Here is a 15594-nt window from a genome sequence, read left to right on the forward strand (position 1 = left end):
TTCGCAATAGATTAATTATTAGCGAATTCAATATATAGAAATTTATGGCTTGTAACAGTTGTTCAACTGGTAAAGACGGTCAACCAAAAGGATGTAAAAATAATGGCACTTGTGGAACAGATAGTTGTAACAAACTAACCGTTTTCGATTGGTTGTCTAATATGTCTCTTCCAAGTGGTGAGAAACCGTTTGACTGGGTTGAGGTTCGCTTTAAAAACGGAAGAAAAGATTACTACAAAAATACAGAGCATTTAACGCTTAGCATAGGTGATATTGTGGCTACACAGGCACCTGCAGGGCACGATATTGGTATGGTTACCCTAACAGGGGAACTGGTACGAATTCAAATGAATCGTAAAAATATCTCCGAATCTCCCGATGAAGTTCTTAAAATTTACCGGAAAGCCAATCAAAAAGATATAGATATTTGGCAAACCGCACGCGATCGTGAAGAACCGATGAAGGTTAAGGCGAGACAGTTTGCAATAGATTTAAAGTTGGAAATGAAAATTTCCGATATTGAATTTCAAGGCGACGCCAGTAAAGCCACTTTCTATTATACTGCAGAAGAGCGTGTTGATTTTCGTGAGTTAATTAAAGTGTTTGCTCGCGAATTCAGAACGCGTATCGAGATGAAGCAGGTTGGATTCCGTCAGGAAGCAGCCAGACTTGGTGGTATCGGGTCTTGTGGTCGTGAGTTGTGTTGTTCTACTTGGTTAACCGACTTCCGTTCGGTGAGTACCTCGGCAGCACGCTATCAGCAGTTATCATTAAATCCTCAAAAATTAGCAGGACAATGTGGGAAATTAAAGTGTTGTTTAAATTATGAGTTAGATACGTATTTAGATGCACTCAAAGATTTTCCAAAATCAGATATAAAACTTCAAACAGAAAAAGGTGTTGCTGTTTGTCAGAAAACCGATATTTTCAAAGGGCATATGTGGTATGCTTACGAAGGCGAATGGATTAACTGGCACAAAATTACTACCGATCAGGCGAACGAAATTATTGCTCTAAATAAGAAAAATAAAAAGATTGCCAGCCTTGAAGAATATGCTTCAGATTTAATAGCAGATACCATTGCAGATACTAAAGCCGAGTTTGAAAACGTTGTAGGTCAGGATAGTTTAACACGATTCGATAATCCAAAACCTAATAAAAAACGTAAAAACAATAGGAACAGGAATAATAGAAACCAAAACAACAAAGGCAGAGGTAACGCAAATAATAAAAAAGGAGGCAATAAAACGGCGGATAAGAGTTCGAATTCAGGAGCTAAAAATCCTAAAGCAAAAACTACCGGAAACAATCCAGATAGTACTAAAAATTCTGGAGGAAACAAGAGTAGAAACAGAAATAATAACCGTTCTAAAAGCAAGAAGAAACCTCAAAACCAAAGCCAAAAAAATAAAGATGTTACGAAGTAATACGTTGTTATTTTTAGTAATCTTTTCATTAGTGTTTGTGTCTTGCGATTCAAAACGTGTTTTCGATGAGTATAAATCGGTTCCTAACAAATGGCATAAAGATTCTATTGTTAGCTTTAATATAACACCTCCAGATTCTACTAATGCCTATAATTTATTTGTAAACCTTAGGAATACAAATGCCTATAAATACAACAATTTGTTTTTAATTGTTGAGATGGTTTTTCCACATGGTAAAACAATAAAAGATACTTTAGAGTATAGAATGGCAGACCCTACAGGAAAATTATTAGGTACCGGGGTTACCGATACCAAAGAGAATAAACTCTGGTATAAAGAAGGTGTGGTGTTTCAGGAAGCAGGAGAGTATCAGGTTAATATTCAACAGGCGATGCGAGAGAATGGAAAAGTAAATGGTGTAGAAGAGCTTGAAGGAGTTACCGATGTGGGTTTTAGAATAGAGCATATAAACAGTAATAAGTAACTATAGTATTTGTAGAAAATGATCTATAGACATTGTTAAAAACGTATTTATAAATAAAAGTACATGGCAACAAAAAAACAAGAAGCAGAACCTACTACAAACTTCTCTAAATATATACGTTGGTTTTGGATGCTGTTTACGGCTGGAGTTCTGGCGGTAGTCTTCATATTTTTATTAGCATCTTGGGGCGCTTTTGGCGATATGCCCGATCATACCGTTTTAGAAAATCCTAAAACAAATTTAGCGGCAGAAATTATTTCCTCAGATGGGGAAACTATTGGGAAATTTTATCTAAATGATAACAGAACACCGGTAGGTTACGACGATTTACCTAAGGATTTAGTCAATGCTTTAATAGCTACTGAAGATGCACGTTTTGAACAACATTCAGGGATTGATGCTTTTGGGACTTTAAGAGCCGTAGTTAAAATGGGAAGCGGTGGCGGAGCCAGTACTATTTCGCAACAGTTAGCCAAGCAGCTGTTTCACGGAGAAGGTTCTAAAAACATAGTAGAACGTATTCTTCAGAAAGTAAAAGAGTGGATTATCGCCATTCGTTTAGAACGTCAATACACTAAAGAAGAGATTATTGCGCAGTATTTTAATATCTACGATTTCTTAAATAATGCAGATGGTATTCGTAGTGCAGCTAAAATTTACTTTGACAAAGAGCCGATGGAATTAGACTTGAAAGAATCGGCTATGTTGGTGGGGATGTTTAAAAATTCATCTTTATACAATCCAAGAAAACGAGAAGAATTAACAAGAAAAAGGCGTAATACGGTATTGTCTCAAATGGCTAAGTATGGCTATATCACAGATGTGGTTAAAGACTCGCTTCAAAAAACAGATTTAGATATCAAATATACACCGCAATCGCATCGCGATGGGATTGCTACTTATTTTAGAGGCTATTTAGATACCTTTATGAAAGATTGGATTAAAAATAATCCAAAACCTGATGGTACCAAATGGAATTTGTATAACGACGGTTTGAAAATTTACACCACCATAGATTCCAGAATGCAAAAATATGCCGAAGATGCGGTACAAAAGCATATGGCTAAATTGCAAAAGGAATTTTTTGTTCAAAATACACCAAAACGTAATCCTACGGCACCATTTTTAGATTTAACAAGAGGAGCTATCGATACGTTAATGCGAAACGCTATGCGCCAGTCGGAGCGTTGGAGACATATGAAATACGATTTAAGAAAATCGAATAAAGAAATTGAAGAATCATTTCAAAAACCTGTTGAGATGTCGGTTTTTGCATGGAAAGATGGTCAGCCTTCAGAGATTGATACCATTATGAAACCAATTGATTCTATGCGTTATTACAAATCGTTTTTACGTACGGGTATGATGTCTATGGATCCGCAAACCGGTCATGTAAAAGCATGGGTTGGAGGTATGAATTATCGTCATTTTCAATACGATATGGTTAAACAAGGAAAGCGTCAGGTAGGTTCAACGTTTAAACCGTTTGTTTATGCCACAGCTATCGACCAGTTGCATTATTCGCCTTGTGATGAATTTCCAGATACACCATTCTGTATAGAAAAAGGTAAATATGGTAATATGGAAGACTGGTGTCCTAAAAATGCAGGAGGTGATTACGGAGGTATGCGTACTTTAAAAAATGCACTTGCAAATTCTGTTAATACGGTTACTGCACGTTTAATGGATAAAGTAGGGCCTGAAACTGTGATTAATTTAGTAGACAAATTAGGGATAGATTCTGAAATTCCTCCAGTGCCGTCCATTGCTCTAGGAACACCGGATTTAAGCGTTTACGAAATGGTTGGAGCTTACTCTACATTTGCCAATAAAGGAGTGTATACAAAGCCCGTTATGGTAACCACTATTGAAGATAAAAACGGAACTATTTTATATCAGTTTAAACCGGAAACAAGAGATGTGGTAGGCGAGGAAACCGCTTATGTAACCGTTAAGCTTCTTGAAGGGGTTACTCGTGGAGGTTCAGGTACCAGATTACGCGGTAATTGGGCGGTGAATAATCAAGTGTATAAAGAAGTGATTACCGGATATCCGTATGAGTTTGAAAATCCTATTGCCGGTAAAACGGGAACCACACAAAACCAGAGTGATGGCTGGTTTATGGGGATGGTACCAAATCTGGTAACAGGAGTTTGGGTAGGCGGTGAAGATCGCGCTGTGCATTTTAGAAGTATTACTTACGGGCAAGGGGCAACTATGGCATTGCCAATTTGGGGGATGTATATGAAGAGTTGTTATGCCGATGAAACCTTGAACATTTCAAAAGAAGATTTCGAGGCTCCCGAAAACTTATCTATCAATGTGGATTGCGATAATATTGTAGAAAATGAGACTGTTATTCAGGAAGAAAAAGAAACACCAGATGATTTAGAGTTTTAAATTTGTTAGGTGAAATAATAGTGTTAAACCCGTTCAATTATTGAACGGGTTTTTTATTTCTCATTATTTTGTGGTTATCCTTTAGTTATTCGTAAATTTATATTGCTAAAACTAATAATAATGATAAATAAGAAAGTAGCTAATATAAATGAAGCGTTACAAGGTGTTAGCAATAATATGACCTTTATGCTTGGGGGTTTCGGTTTAAGCGGTATTCCTGAAAATGCCATTGCTGAATTGGTAAATTTAGGCGTCAAAGGATTAACCTGTATTTCTAATAATGCCGGAGTGGATGATTTTGGTCTGGGATTATTACTTCAAAAACGTCAAATTAAAAAGATGATTTCTTCATATGTAGGAGAAAACGAAGAGTTTGAACGCCAGATGTTATCTGGAGAATTGGACGTTGAGCTCATTCCGCAAGGTACCTTAGCAGAACGTTGTCGTGCGGCACAAGCTGGTATTCCTGCATTTTATACGCCTGCTGGTTACGGAACTGAAGTCGCTGAAGGTAAAGAAACGCGGGAATTCGATGGTAAAATGTATGTTATGGAAGAAGCCTTTAAAGCCGATTTTTCTTTTGTGAAAGCTTGGAAAGGGGATTCAGCCGGTAATTTAATATTTAAAGGAACCGCCCGAAATTTTAATCCGGTCATGTGTGGTGCTGCGAAAATCACGGTTGCTGAGGTTGAGGAGTTAGTACCGCTTGGTGAATTGGATTCTAACCAGATTCATATACCGGGAATTTTTGTGCAACGTATTTTTCAAGGTGAACATTACGAAAAACGAATAGAACAACGAACTGTAAGACAAAGAGATTAATTATGTTAGATAAAACAGGAATAGCACAGCGCATAGCTAAAGAAGTTAAAGATGGCTATTATGTAAATCTTGGAATTGGTATTCCAACTTTGGTGGCCAACTATGTGCGTAACGATATAGAAGTGGAGTTTCAAAGTGAAAATGGCGTCTTAGGCATGGGGCCATTTCCTTATGAAGGGGAAGAAGATGCCGACGTGATTAATGCCGGAAAGCAAACCATAACGACGTTGCCTGGAGCTAGTTTTTTTGACTCCGCTTTAAGTTTTTCTATGATTCGGGGGCAACATGTAGACTTAACTATTTTGGGCGCTATGGAAGTCGCTGAAAGCGGTGATATCGCGAATTGGAAAATTCCAGGTAAAATGGTTAAAGGTATGGGAGGCGCTATGGATTTAGTAGCTAGTGCCGAAAATATAATTGTAGCTATGATGCATACGAATAGGGCAGGAGAGTCAAAGCTATTAAAAAGATGTTCATTGCCATTAACTGGTGTAGGCTGTGTAAAAAAGATTGTAACTAATCTGGCCGTATTAGAAGTTACTCCAAAAGGATTTAAATTATTAGAACGTGCACCAAGCGTTTCTGTTGAAGAGATTCAAAAATCTACTGAAGGTACTTTAATTGTTGAAGGCGTTATTCCAGAAATGACACTTTAGTTGTAGGAAAACATATTTATTCTATATGATAAATTCGATGAAATGTTAAAAATAAATGCATTTCATCGAATTTATTTGTTTTTAGACGATGATATTGAAAAAATGTTGCATCTTAGTAATCCCAAAGAAACCAAATTAATAACTAGATTTACCTAAATCTATCATAAACTTAACGCTTATGAATTTTGCAACAAATCTACCTGACCAACCTACATTGACGGAGAATAAATTCAAAGAAACTATGCGTGAAAACCTAAGGTTTTTAAAGAGTTTATTCTATTTAACTAAAAAAGTGTTCATGTTATAATCCCTTCGGGATAGCCTTTATTAATTTTTTAGTGTATGCAGAATTGGGTGTGCTGTAAATGGTATCAGCATCACCCAATTCTTCTATTTTACCCTGATTCATTACCAGTAATTGATCCGACATATATTTCACCACGGCCAAATCGTGGGAAATGAATATATAGGTGAACCCGAAACTTTCTTTTAATTCATTTAACAGATTTAAAACCTGTGCCTGAACCGAAATGTCTAATGCCGAAACCGATTCGTCGCAAACAATCAACTTAGGTTGTAAGGCAATGGTTCTGGCAATCCCGATACGTTGGCGTTGTCCACCTGAAAACTCATGGGGATAACGGTTAAAATAGTCTTCCGATAATCCTACACGCTCCAGTATGTCTATCACTTTGGCTTTACGTTCTTTATTGGAATTGTAAAGTTTATGTACTTGCATGGGTTCCATGATGGCTTCACCAACAGGAATTCTGGGGTTTAAAGATGAATACGGATCTTGAAATATAATCTGAATCTCTTTTCTAAGTGTTTTTATGGCTTTATTTGATAGTTTGGTAATGTCGGTGCCTTTATACAGAATTTGTCCTGCAGTGGCCTTATCAAGCTGAAGAATGGCGTTTCCTAGAGTCGATTTTCCGCAGCCGGATTCACCAACCAAACCTAAAGTTTCGCCTTCGTACAATTTAAAACTTACATCGTTTACGGCTTTAAAGGTACTTGGTTTACTAAACCAACCGCTTTTCGAGAAGTATTCCTTTTCAACATTAACCACTTCCAGTAAAGGTGGTTTGCCGTAAATAATCTCATGTTTTTGTTTTCGGTCTTCAGTCGTAATAATAGTATGTTTGGTTGTACCGTCTAAATAATCTTTTATGGTTGGTAATACCTTTAGTCGGGTGTCTAACGATGGACGAGCATTAATTAGTGCTTTCGTGTAAGTGTGTTGCGGATTGTGAAATATGGTATGCGCATTCCCTTGTTCTACAATATCACCTTTATACATCACTAAAACACGGTCTGCAATTTCTGAGATTAACGACAAATCATGCGTGATGAAAATCACACTCATTTTTGTTTCAATCTGAAGATCTTTCAAAAGTTTGATAATCTCTTTTTGAACGGTAACGTCTAAGGCAGTTGTGGGTTCATCGGCAATTAAAACATCCGGTTTACAACTTATAGCCATGGCAATCATAACCCGTTGTTTTTGTCCGCCGGAAATCTCATGCGGATAGGCATTATAAACTCTAGATGGGTTAGGAAGTTTTACCTTTTCAAAAAGCGTAATGGTTTCTGCTTTGGCTTCTTGCTTCGATAAATTGGTATGTTGCAAAAGAATTTCCTGAACTTGTTTTCCACAGGTCATGGATGGATTTAAGGAACTCATGGGCTCCTGAAAAATCATGGCTATTTTTTTGCCACGAATTTGTTGTAATGCTTTTGAAGATAGAGTCGTTAAATCTTCATTGTTAAACAGAATTTGTCCTGAAGTAATCTTTGAAATGTTCTTTGGTAGTAATCCTAATATGGCTAACGATGACACCGATTTCCCGGATCCAGATTCACCAACAATACCCAGAATTTCATTTTCAAATAACTCATACGAAATGTTATGAATCACTTCATTTTTTCCAAAGGCAATGGTTAAGTCTTTTATGTTTAAAATGGGGTTCTTCTGCATTTATATATGAAAAATTTCATCGTCGGTTAATAGCTCGTCGCCTCGTAATCGTAAAAAGATTTGTGCTACGGCAATGGTATCTTTTTCGCAGTATATAACAATGCGATCGATTTCGTTTTCTTCGTAATACACGCGGTAGACTTCACTGCCATCGATATCATCTTTAGGAGAAGGAACACCTAAAACATTGGTAAGCAATTTTAGAGAGGTGTAACTTTTAAAATCCCCAAACTTCCAAAGTTCCAAAGTATCGATATGAGGTACTTCCCATGGTTTTTTACCAAACAAATTAAGTTTATGTGGAAGTTCAATACCGTTTATAATCATACGACGTGCGATATAGGGAAAGTCGAATTCCTTGGCATTATGTCCGCAAAGCAGATGATTTGGGTGGTTGAAATGTGTATTCAGTAAATTTTTAAAATCCTTTAAAAGTTTGGCTTCATCGCCAAAAAAAGAAGTGACTCTAAAGTTGCGCATGTCGCCTTTAAAAGCAAAATACCCAACCGAAATGCAAACTATTTTACCGAATTCTGCCCAGATACCGGCACGATCGTAAAACTCTTCGGCGGTGTAATCGTCTTTGCGCTGGTATTGTGATTTTTGTTCCCATAAGGCTTGCTTAGTCTCGTCTAAATCTGAGAAGTGCTGAACCTCGGGTACGGTTTCAATATCTAAAAATAATATGTTTTCTAAGTTGATTTTAGAGATCATATCCTAACATGTTATAAGCTTCTTCAATATAGACAGTAATATCTTGTGTAAACTGTCCAACGCCTTCGTCGGGCGATTTTCGGTGTCCTAAACGAACAATGATAAGGTTGTCTTCGGGCTCTACAATAACATATTGCCCTAGATGGCCACGCATCATAAAAAAGTGTTTGCTTCCAACATCTTTCATCCACCACCCGTAACCGTATTGTGGGCTTTCAGGAAAACGAGGGGTCACGCTTTTTACAGCATAAGAAGAATCGAGAAGTTGCTTGCCATTCCATTTTCCGTAGTCTTTATATAATTTTCCAAAACGGGCAAAATCCCGAGCGTTACTTGAAATACAGCAAAATGCTTTAGCTAATTTGTGTTTGCTATCATCTAATTGCCAAAGGGCATCGTCGGTAGCTCCCATAGGCTCCCAAAAGCTTTCTGATAAATAACTTGAAAGAGATTTTCCGGATGCTTTTTCTATAATCATCCCCAGTAGCTGAGTGTTGCCACTGAGGTACTTAAATGACTTTCCAGGTTCCTCTATTACTTTTTGGTTGAGTATGGTTTCGGCTAAATCATCGTCGTAATTTGCTCTTGCGGTTACCGAAAACGGACTTGTATAATGCTCGACCCAATCTAATCCTGATGCCATAGAAGCCAGGTCGCCAACCGTAGTTTTGTTATCGTTATATTGCGGATAAAAATCACTAACAGGTTGGTCTAAGTTCTCTATGTAACCATCCATAATAGCTTTTCCGAGCAACGTGGTGGTTATACTTTTTGACATAGAAAACGAATTGGTTTTTGAGTCTTTGCCAAAATCTTCGTAATATTTTTCAAACCAAATGCTATCATTTTTAATAATGAGATAGGCTATGGTTCCCCAGTCGCTATTGACTTTTGCTAGTTTTTCGGTGGGTTCAACTGAATTGTAATTTTTGTGAATAGGCCAAGGTTGAGGATTCGTTCCTTTTTTTATAGTGTCGTTTTCGAAATATGGGTAATCATCAATAAAAGCCGTGTTATGACCAGTGAAATAAACGATTTTGGCACCACGAATAATGTAACCGTAATCGAAAAGGTAAAGTAAAGCAATAAGCAGCGCAATGGTGATTACGATCCATTTAAGTAGTTTTTTGAGGAATTTCATGCTGACAGGTTTAGTTGAACTAAATATAGGAAATATTTTAAGGAATAAAGGGCTCGACTTTAGGGCTCATTTTAAATTTTTAAGAACTTAAAAATAAATTTTGTTGTTTATTCGGGCTTTCGTGTTCTAAAAGCCATTGTTTGCGATATAAACCACCGGCATACCCTGTTAAACTACCATCGGTACCAATAACGCGGTGACATGGTACAATAATCCACAACGGGTTTTTGCCATTCGCATTAGCCACGGCCCGAATGGCCTTTGGATCGCCAAGTTGTTTGGAAAGTTCTAAATAGGAAATGCTCTTTCCGAAAGGAATTTGCTGTAATAATGTCCAGACAGATTTTTGAAAATCGGTGCCTTTAGGGCTTAGTTTTAGATTGAATGTTGTGCGTGAACCTTCAAAATATTCTTTTAACTGGGTGACACAATCTTGTAAAGTTTCGGGAATAGTTTCAGAGATTATTTCTTCAGAATTTAAAACGGTAACCGATGAAATCCCCATGTTGTCTCCAGTTATTTTAGTAAAACCTAATGGTGATTTAATAATACAGGTATCCATGTTTACTGTTTAGAATCGTCAATAATACCTAAGCGTTTAGCTCTGGTCTCCCAGCTTTTTCGAGCCAGATGTTGTAAATCGGATACGTTATCACTTTCGTCCATAATTTCCAAACCAAGTAAAGTTTCAATAACGTCTTCAACAGTTACAATACCACTCACAGAACCGTATTCATCAACCACCAAAGCCATATGATTTCTACTATCAACAAGCTTGTCAAATAATAATGGGATAGGCATATTTCTAGTAACAACAATAATATTTCTTTTAAGTTCAGATAGCTTTTTAGTGTTGTTATCTAGAGCCATTTGTTTGTAAACATCGTCTTTTAATACCAAGCCTATAATATTGTCGTGATCTTTAGAATAAATAGGAATTCTTGAAAACCTAAGATTTAAATTTTTCTTGAAAAAAGCTTCCACAGTCATATCTTCATCTTCAATTTTCATCACGGTTCGTGGCGTCATGATATCTTTAGCGAAGACTTCTTTAAATGTGAGTAGGTTTTTAATCACCTTACTTTCGCTTTCATGAAAAACGCCCTCCTCATGAGCGATATCGGTCATAGCCATAAAACTTTCTCTGCTTAAAACACTGCCATGTTCTGTGCCACCAATAAGTTTTGTAGTGAGTTGTAACAACCAAAGAATTCCGGTCCATTTTAAAGGGAAAATTAAAATGGTCAGGGTTGTAGCGGTAAACCCTGATAAGTTTTTCCAGTAGGTTGCTCCAATGGTTTTCGGAATAATTTCTGAGGCAATTAAAATCAATAACGTCATGATTGCTGAAACCACTCCTACAGTATTGATACCGAATAGTTCAATTTTATACGGAAGTTTTTCAGCCTGGATACCCACCATCATCGCTCCCAAAGTGTGTGCGATAGTGTTTAGGGTTAATATGGATATTAGCGGTTTGTCGACGTCCTTTTTTAAGGCTTCCAAAGTAAAAGCAAAGTCTTTACCTTCCTGTTTTTTTAAGTTGATAAACGTTGGTGTTACACTAAGTAATACGGCTTCGAGTATGGAACATAAAAAGGAAAAGAATATGGAGATTGTTGCCCAAAAAATAAGTGCGCTCATAAAATATGATATCGTTTTTTACGAAGTTACGAAATCTGATTTACTCCTATAGTAAAAAAGCATATTCCGAAATTTAATAATCTTGGAATATGCTTTTAAGAACGTTATTAAAATTTTTAAGAAATTAACTTAACCACATCTTTGGCAAAATATGAAGCTATAATATCTGCACCAGCACGTTTAATGGCGTACGTTTGTTCTAATATAACGGCGTCGTGGTTTAACCAGCCTTTTTCGGCAGCAGCTTTAATCATGGCGTATTCACCAGACACCTGATACACGGCAACAGGAACATCAACAGTATTTTTAATATCACGCACAATATCTAAATAACATAAGCCTGGTTTAACCATAACAATATCGGCACCTTCATCAATATCCATTTCGGTTTCTCTTATGGCTTCAATGCGATTTGCATAATCCATCTGGTAGGTTTTTTTATCCTTTGGAACATCTGCCATATCAACAGGGGCAGAGTCTAAAGCATCACGGAACGGCCCGTAAAATGCAGAAGCGTATTTTGCTGAATAACTCATAATTCCAGTATTGGTAAAACCTTCGTCTTCCAATAACTCTCGCATTTGAATAATACGACCATCCATCATATCACTTGGTGCTACAAAATCGGCACCGGCTTGAGCATGAGATAAAGCCATTTCTGATAGTACTTGAGACGTAGGGTCGTTTAAAATGATACCGTTTTCAACAATTCCATCGTGTCCGTAAGTTGAGTATGGGTCTAAAGCCACATCGGTCATCACCAACATCTCCGGGCAAGCATTTTTTACGGTTTTAATAGCGCGTTGCATTAATCCGTTAGGGTTTAAAGCTTCAGTTCCTTTATTGTCTTTTAAATTTTCTGGTACTTTAACAAATAATAATACCGATTTTAAACCTAGGCTCCAAAGTTCTTTAACTTCGTTTTCAAGTAAATCTAAGCTATAACGGAAGTAGTTTGGCATCGAAGCAATTTCTTCTTTAATACCTTTGCCTTCAACAACAAATAAAGGCACTAAAAAGTCGTTCGGTGTAATTATGGTCTCTCTTACCAAGCTTCTAATAGCTTCGTTAGCTCTTAATCGTCTATTTCTTCTTAATGGATACATAATCTTTTTTGTTTACTCGATAATCGAGGTTTGTAATTTTATCGGATTAATTGATGTTTACTGGCTTAATCCTAAGTATTTCCAAATGTTATTTTCTTTTACAAATGCCGATTTTTCATGAATGACATCTACTTTGCCATTTTCAAAAAAATAAGCATCGAAGGTTACGGTGCCTTCATTGTCGGTAGCCATACCTTTTAAAGTTTCTTGTACTTCTAGCTTTATCCACTGTACTGATTTGGCCCAGTTTACAATCGCTTTTTTCTCTTTTATAGGCCTGGTTGAGCTGTGATGAGTCAGCATTAAATAATCACCATCAGCCAAAACAAAAGCACTGTAACGTGAACGCATGAGTTGCTCGGCAGTTTCTGTTTTTCCGCTATTTTTATGAAATACTTCGCAGCATTCAGTATAGGGTTTATTATTTCCGCAGTAGCAATTCATGTTACACCCAGTCTACAGGATTTTGTAAAACGTTAACTAGTTTTTCTTCCTCGCTACCAGCTTCAGGTTGATGGTCGTAAACCCATTGCACATGTGGTGGTAAACTCATTAAAATACTTTCTATTCGACCGTTGGTTTTTAAACCAAATAAGGTGCCTTTATCGTGTACTAAATTGAATTCTACATAACGCCCACGACGGATTTCCTGCCAGGTACGGTTAGCTTCGGTATAAGGTAAATCTTTACGTTTTTTAACTATTGGCACGTAGGCTTCAAGGAAACTGTCACCAACTTCGGTTACAAAGTTATACCAGTCTTCCATACTGGTTTCTTTGGTTTCTTTACAATAATCGAAAAATAAACCACCTATGCCACGACCTTCATTTCGGTGTGCGTTATAAAAATACTCATCACAACGCTTTTTATAAGTTGGGTAAAATTCCGGATTGTGCTTATCGCAGGCTGTTTTACAGATTTGATGAAAATGAACGGCGTCTTCGTCGAATAAATAGTACGGCGTTAAATCTTGTCCGCCACCAAACCATTGGTCTACAATTTTTCCGTCTTTATCATACATTTCAAAATAGCGCCAGTTGGCATGAACTGTTGGAACCATTGGACTCTTCGGGTGAAGCACTAAACTTAAACCACAAGCAAAAAAATCGGCGTCTTCAACACCAAAATACGCCTGCATGGTATCTGGTAATTTACCGTGAACACCAGAGATATTTACGCCACCTTTTTCAAATACATTGCCGTTTTGAATCACACGGGTTCTACCACCACCGCCTTCAGGACGTTCCCAAAGATCTTGCTGAAACGTGGCTTTGCCATCAATAGCTTCCAGTTTAGAAGTGATGGTGTCTTGGAGTTGTTGTATGTATTCGTAAAATTTATTTTTCATAATGACTTTCTAATTGAAGGGCTTCAATGGTTTTTACTGAAGCTGCTGTTACCGATAGCGGTAATACCAAAATAACTCCGATAAACGGAATTAATAAAAACAATATAAATATGATACCGTTACCAATAGCCAATCCGCGATTTCGTTTTACAAAGTTAAGGCTTTCGTTGTATTTATAGTGGCGTTCTAAGGTATAATCCATGTTACCAAAGCCAGCGTAATAGGCCTGAATAAAGAAAATAAGTATGGTGAACAGGATGCCTATTACAGGAATAAAACTTAAGATTAACAACGGAATGGTGATGAGCACTTCCATAAACAGATTTCTAACGTTAATACGAATGGCGCGCCATAACTGTTCGGTAAAAGAGGTAATTCTATAGGTTTTATCGGAACCAAGAAGATGCGTTTCAATTTTCTCGGAAACCGGACTCATAAACGGTGCCGATAAGGCCATAATAATATGTTTGTAAAGAATTAACCCAAGAATAATAATGATGAGTCCACCAATAATATTTACTATAGTTGTAAACGTTTCTTTACCCCATTCCCAACTCCATAGTTTTGAAATAAAAGCACCAATGTTGTCTGAAAGTCCGTAGGCTGAAATACCAATCACAATGGCAGTTATGAAACTAATAAGCATGGGAATGGCAAAGTATTTCCAGAGTTTTAGTTTAGAGATTAAACCAAACGCTCCGAAATAGGCTTTAATTCCAGAAACTATATTTTTTATCATGGCTGTTGTTTTGCGTTAGCGATAGAGGCTTTGTTGAAGCTCTCCCGGTTATATTTAACCGGGAAGCGACTGCCGAAAGCGCGACCTTTGGTAACGCCCAAATATTTATGCGCTATAGTTTTTTACAGCATCTACAAAGGCTTGTGCATTTTCTAATGGGATGTTAGGCAAAATACCGTGACCTAAGTTTACAATGTATTTGTCTTTACCAAATTCGTTAATCATTTGGTGCACCATGCGTTTAATGTCGGCAGGAGGTGATAATAATCTTGATGGATCGAAATTACCTTGAAGGGTGATGTTTCCTCCGGTTAAATAACGTGCATTTCTTGCCGAACATGTCCAGTCTATACCAAGTGCAGAAGCGTTACTTTGCGCCATTTCGTGAAGCGCAAACCAACAACCTTTACCAAAGGCAATGACAGGCGCATCGTCTTTTAAAGCGTCTATAATCTGGTTGATGTATTGCCAAGAAAACTCCTGATAATCGGTTGGAGATAACATCCCTCCCCAAGAATCAAATACCTGAACGGCATTAACACCTGCTTTTACTTTTTCTTTTAAGTAAGCAATAGTGGTATCGGTGATTTTTTGAAGTAAGGTGTGTGCCGCTACTGGGTTGGTAAAACAAAATTCTTTCGCTTTATCAAAGGTTTTACTACCTTGACCTTGTACCATGTAGCAAAGAATAGTCCATGGTGAACCTGCGAAACCAATTAATGGAATTTCATCGTTTAATAATTCTTTGGTCGCTTTAATAGCCTGATAAACGTAGTCTAAAGCTTCTTTTACATCTGGAACAATCACATTCTCGACATCTTTAGTCGTACGAATCGGGTTAGGAAGGTAGGGACCAAAATTTGGTTTCATTTGTACCTCGACATTCATAGCCTGCGGAATCACTAAAATATCACTAAATAAAATTGCAGCATCCATACCGTAACGACGAATAGGTTGTACGGTAATTTCACTTGCTAATTCTGGTGTCTGGCAACGGGTAAAGAAATCATATTTCTCACGTAATGCCATAAACTCTGGTAAATAGCGCCCTGCCTGACGCATCATCCATACTGGTGGACGGTTAACAGTTTCACCTTTTAGTGCTCTTAAAAACAGATCGTTTTTTATCATC

Annotated in this window: 15 protein-coding genes; 5 read left to right on the top strand and 10 right to left on the bottom strand. The window is 37.2% G+C overall.

The window, feature by feature from the left end:
• Positions 1-44 precede the first annotated feature (44 nt).
• The 5 genes from ICJ85_RS05210 (at position 45) to ICJ85_RS05230 (ending at position 5789) form a co-directional block, all read left to right on the top strand.
• On the top strand, positions 45-1427 hold the full coding sequence (locus ICJ85_RS05210; protein ID WP_188222719.1) for a PSP1 domain-containing protein: 1383 nt from the start codon (positions 45-47) through the stop codon (positions 1425-1427).
• Positions 1414-1911 carry a gliding motility lipoprotein GldH gene (locus ICJ85_RS05215; RefSeq protein ID WP_188222720.1) on the top strand — a complete coding sequence of 166 codons (498 nt, stop codon included), beginning with the start codon at positions 1414-1416 and terminating at the stop codon, positions 1909-1911. Before ICJ85_RS05210 ends, ICJ85_RS05215 begins: the two co-directional genes overlap by 14 nt.
• A 63-nt stretch (positions 1912-1974) precedes the next feature.
• Positions 1975-4311 carry a penicillin-binding protein 1A gene (locus ICJ85_RS05220; RefSeq protein ID WP_188222721.1) on the top strand — a complete coding sequence of 779 codons (2337 nt, stop codon included), beginning with the start codon at positions 1975-1977 and terminating at the stop codon, positions 4309-4311.
• A 120-nt stretch (positions 4312-4431) separates the two neighbouring features.
• Positions 4432-5133 carry a CoA transferase subunit A gene (locus ICJ85_RS05225; protein ID WP_188222722.1) on the top strand — a complete coding sequence of 234 codons (702 nt, stop codon included), beginning with the start codon at positions 4432-4434 and terminating at the stop codon, positions 5131-5133.
• Between the two features lie 2 nt (positions 5134-5135).
• The gene (locus ICJ85_RS05230) at positions 5136-5789 is read left to right on the top strand and encodes a 3-oxoacid CoA-transferase subunit B (RefSeq protein WP_188222723.1); all 654 of its coding nucleotides are present in this window, start codon (positions 5136-5138) and stop codon (positions 5787-5789) included.
• A gap of 301 nt (positions 5790-6090) precedes the next feature.
• On the opposite strand, the gene ICJ85_RS05235 is transcribed toward ICJ85_RS05230, so the two are convergent.
• The 10 genes from ICJ85_RS05235 to hemE form a co-directional block, all read right to left on the bottom strand.
• Entirely contained in the window at positions 6091-7770 is a 1680-nt protein-coding gene (locus ICJ85_RS05235) for an ABC transporter ATP-binding protein (protein ID WP_188222724.1), read from the bottom strand.
• A complete protein-coding gene (locus tag ICJ85_RS05240) occupies positions 7771-8484 on the bottom strand; it encodes a 3'-5' exonuclease (RefSeq protein ID WP_188222725.1) in 714 nt (237 codons plus the stop codon).
• Positions 8474-9625, bottom strand: coding sequence for a serine hydrolase domain-containing protein (locus ICJ85_RS05245; protein ID WP_188222726.1), 1152 nt, complete (start codon positions 9623-9625; stop codon positions 8474-8476). Before ICJ85_RS05245 ends, ICJ85_RS05240 begins: the two co-directional genes overlap by 11 nt.
• Positions 9626-9704: 79 nt before the next feature.
• Positions 9705-10187 (bottom strand): methylated-DNA--[protein]-cysteine S-methyltransferase, encoded by a 483-nt coding sequence (locus ICJ85_RS05250; RefSeq protein ID WP_188222727.1) that lies wholly within the window; start codon positions 10185-10187, stop codon positions 9705-9707.
• A 2-nt stretch (positions 10188-10189) separates the two neighbouring features.
• Positions 10190-11269, bottom strand: a complete 1080-nt coding sequence (locus tag ICJ85_RS05255; protein ID WP_188222728.1) for a CNNM domain-containing protein — start codon at positions 11267-11269, stop codon at positions 10190-10192.
• A 116-nt stretch (positions 11270-11385) separates the two neighbouring features.
• Positions 11386-12375 carry a porphobilinogen synthase gene (gene hemB, locus ICJ85_RS05260; protein WP_188222729.1) on the bottom strand — a complete coding sequence of 330 codons (990 nt, stop codon included), beginning with the start codon at positions 12373-12375 and terminating at the stop codon, positions 11386-11388.
• A gap of 57 nt (positions 12376-12432) precedes the next feature.
• Positions 12433-12819 (bottom strand): YchJ family protein, encoded by a 387-nt coding sequence (locus tag ICJ85_RS05265; RefSeq protein WP_188222730.1) that lies wholly within the window; start codon positions 12817-12819, stop codon positions 12433-12435.
• 1 nt (position 12820) lies between these two features.
• Positions 12821-13723 (bottom strand): oxygen-dependent coproporphyrinogen oxidase, encoded by a 903-nt coding sequence (hemF, locus tag ICJ85_RS05270; RefSeq protein ID WP_188222731.1) that lies wholly within the window; start codon positions 13721-13723, stop codon positions 12821-12823.
• Positions 13713-14462: an EI24 domain-containing protein gene (locus tag ICJ85_RS05275; protein ID WP_188222732.1), complete on the bottom strand. Its 750-nt coding sequence runs from the start codon at positions 14460-14462 to the stop codon at positions 13713-13715. Before ICJ85_RS05275 ends, hemF begins: the two co-directional genes overlap by 11 nt.
• Before the next feature lie 105 nt (positions 14463-14567).
• A complete protein-coding gene (gene hemE / locus ICJ85_RS05280) occupies positions 14568-15593 on the bottom strand; it encodes a uroporphyrinogen decarboxylase (RefSeq protein WP_188222733.1) in 1026 nt (341 codons plus the stop codon).
• Between the last annotated feature and the right edge of the window lies 1 nt (position 15594).

This window comes from Aestuariibaculum marinum (genome assembly GCF_014596975.1).
GTDB lineage: Bacteria > Bacteroidota > Bacteroidia > Flavobacteriales > Flavobacteriaceae > Aestuariibaculum > Aestuariibaculum marinum.

Coding starts and splice junctions, on each gene's coding strand:
- ICJ85_RS05255 (WP_188222728.1), bottom strand. CDS start 11,269: ATGAGCGCACTTATTTTTTGGGCAACAATCTCCATATTCTTTTCCTTT.
- hemB (WP_188222729.1), bottom strand. CDS start 12,375: ATGTATCCATTAAGAAGAAATAGACGATTAAGAGCTAACGAAGCTATT.
- ICJ85_RS05225 (WP_188222722.1), top strand. CDS start 4,432: ATGATAAATAAGAAAGTAGCTAATATAAATGAAGCGTTACAAGGTGTT.
- ICJ85_RS05210 (WP_188222719.1), top strand. CDS start 45: ATGGCTTGTAACAGTTGTTCAACTGGTAAAGACGGTCAACCAAAAGGA.
- ICJ85_RS05245 (WP_188222726.1), bottom strand. CDS start 9,625: ATGAAATTCCTCAAAAAACTACTTAAATGGATCGTAATCACCATTGCG.
- ICJ85_RS05235 (WP_188222724.1), bottom strand. CDS start 7,770: ATGCAGAAGAACCCCATTTTAAACATAAAAGACTTAACCATTGCCTTT.
- ICJ85_RS05275 (WP_188222732.1), bottom strand. CDS start 14,462: ATGATAAAAAATATAGTTTCTGGAATTAAAGCCTATTTCGGAGCGTTT.
- ICJ85_RS05215 (WP_188222720.1), top strand. CDS start 1,414: ATGTTACGAAGTAATACGTTGTTATTTTTAGTAATCTTTTCATTAGTG.
- ICJ85_RS05240 (WP_188222725.1), bottom strand. CDS start 8,484: ATGATCTCTAAAATCAACTTAGAAAACATATTATTTTTAGATATTGAA.
- ICJ85_RS05265 (WP_188222730.1), bottom strand. CDS start 12,819: ATGAATTGCTACTGCGGAAATAATAAACCCTATACTGAATGCTGCGAA.
- hemF (WP_188222731.1), bottom strand. CDS start 13,723: ATGAAAAATAAATTTTACGAATACATACAACAACTCCAAGACACCATC.
- ICJ85_RS05230 (WP_188222723.1), top strand. CDS start 5,136: ATGTTAGATAAAACAGGAATAGCACAGCGCATAGCTAAAGAAGTTAAA.
- ICJ85_RS05220 (WP_188222721.1), top strand. CDS start 1,975: ATGGCAACAAAAAAACAAGAAGCAGAACCTACTACAAACTTCTCTAAA.
- hemE (WP_188222733.1), bottom strand. CDS start 15,593: ATGATAAAAAACGATCTGTTTTTAAGAGCACTAAAAGGTGAAACTGTT.
- ICJ85_RS05250 (WP_188222727.1), bottom strand. CDS start 10,187: ATGGATACCTGTATTATTAAATCACCATTAGGTTTTACTAAAATAACT.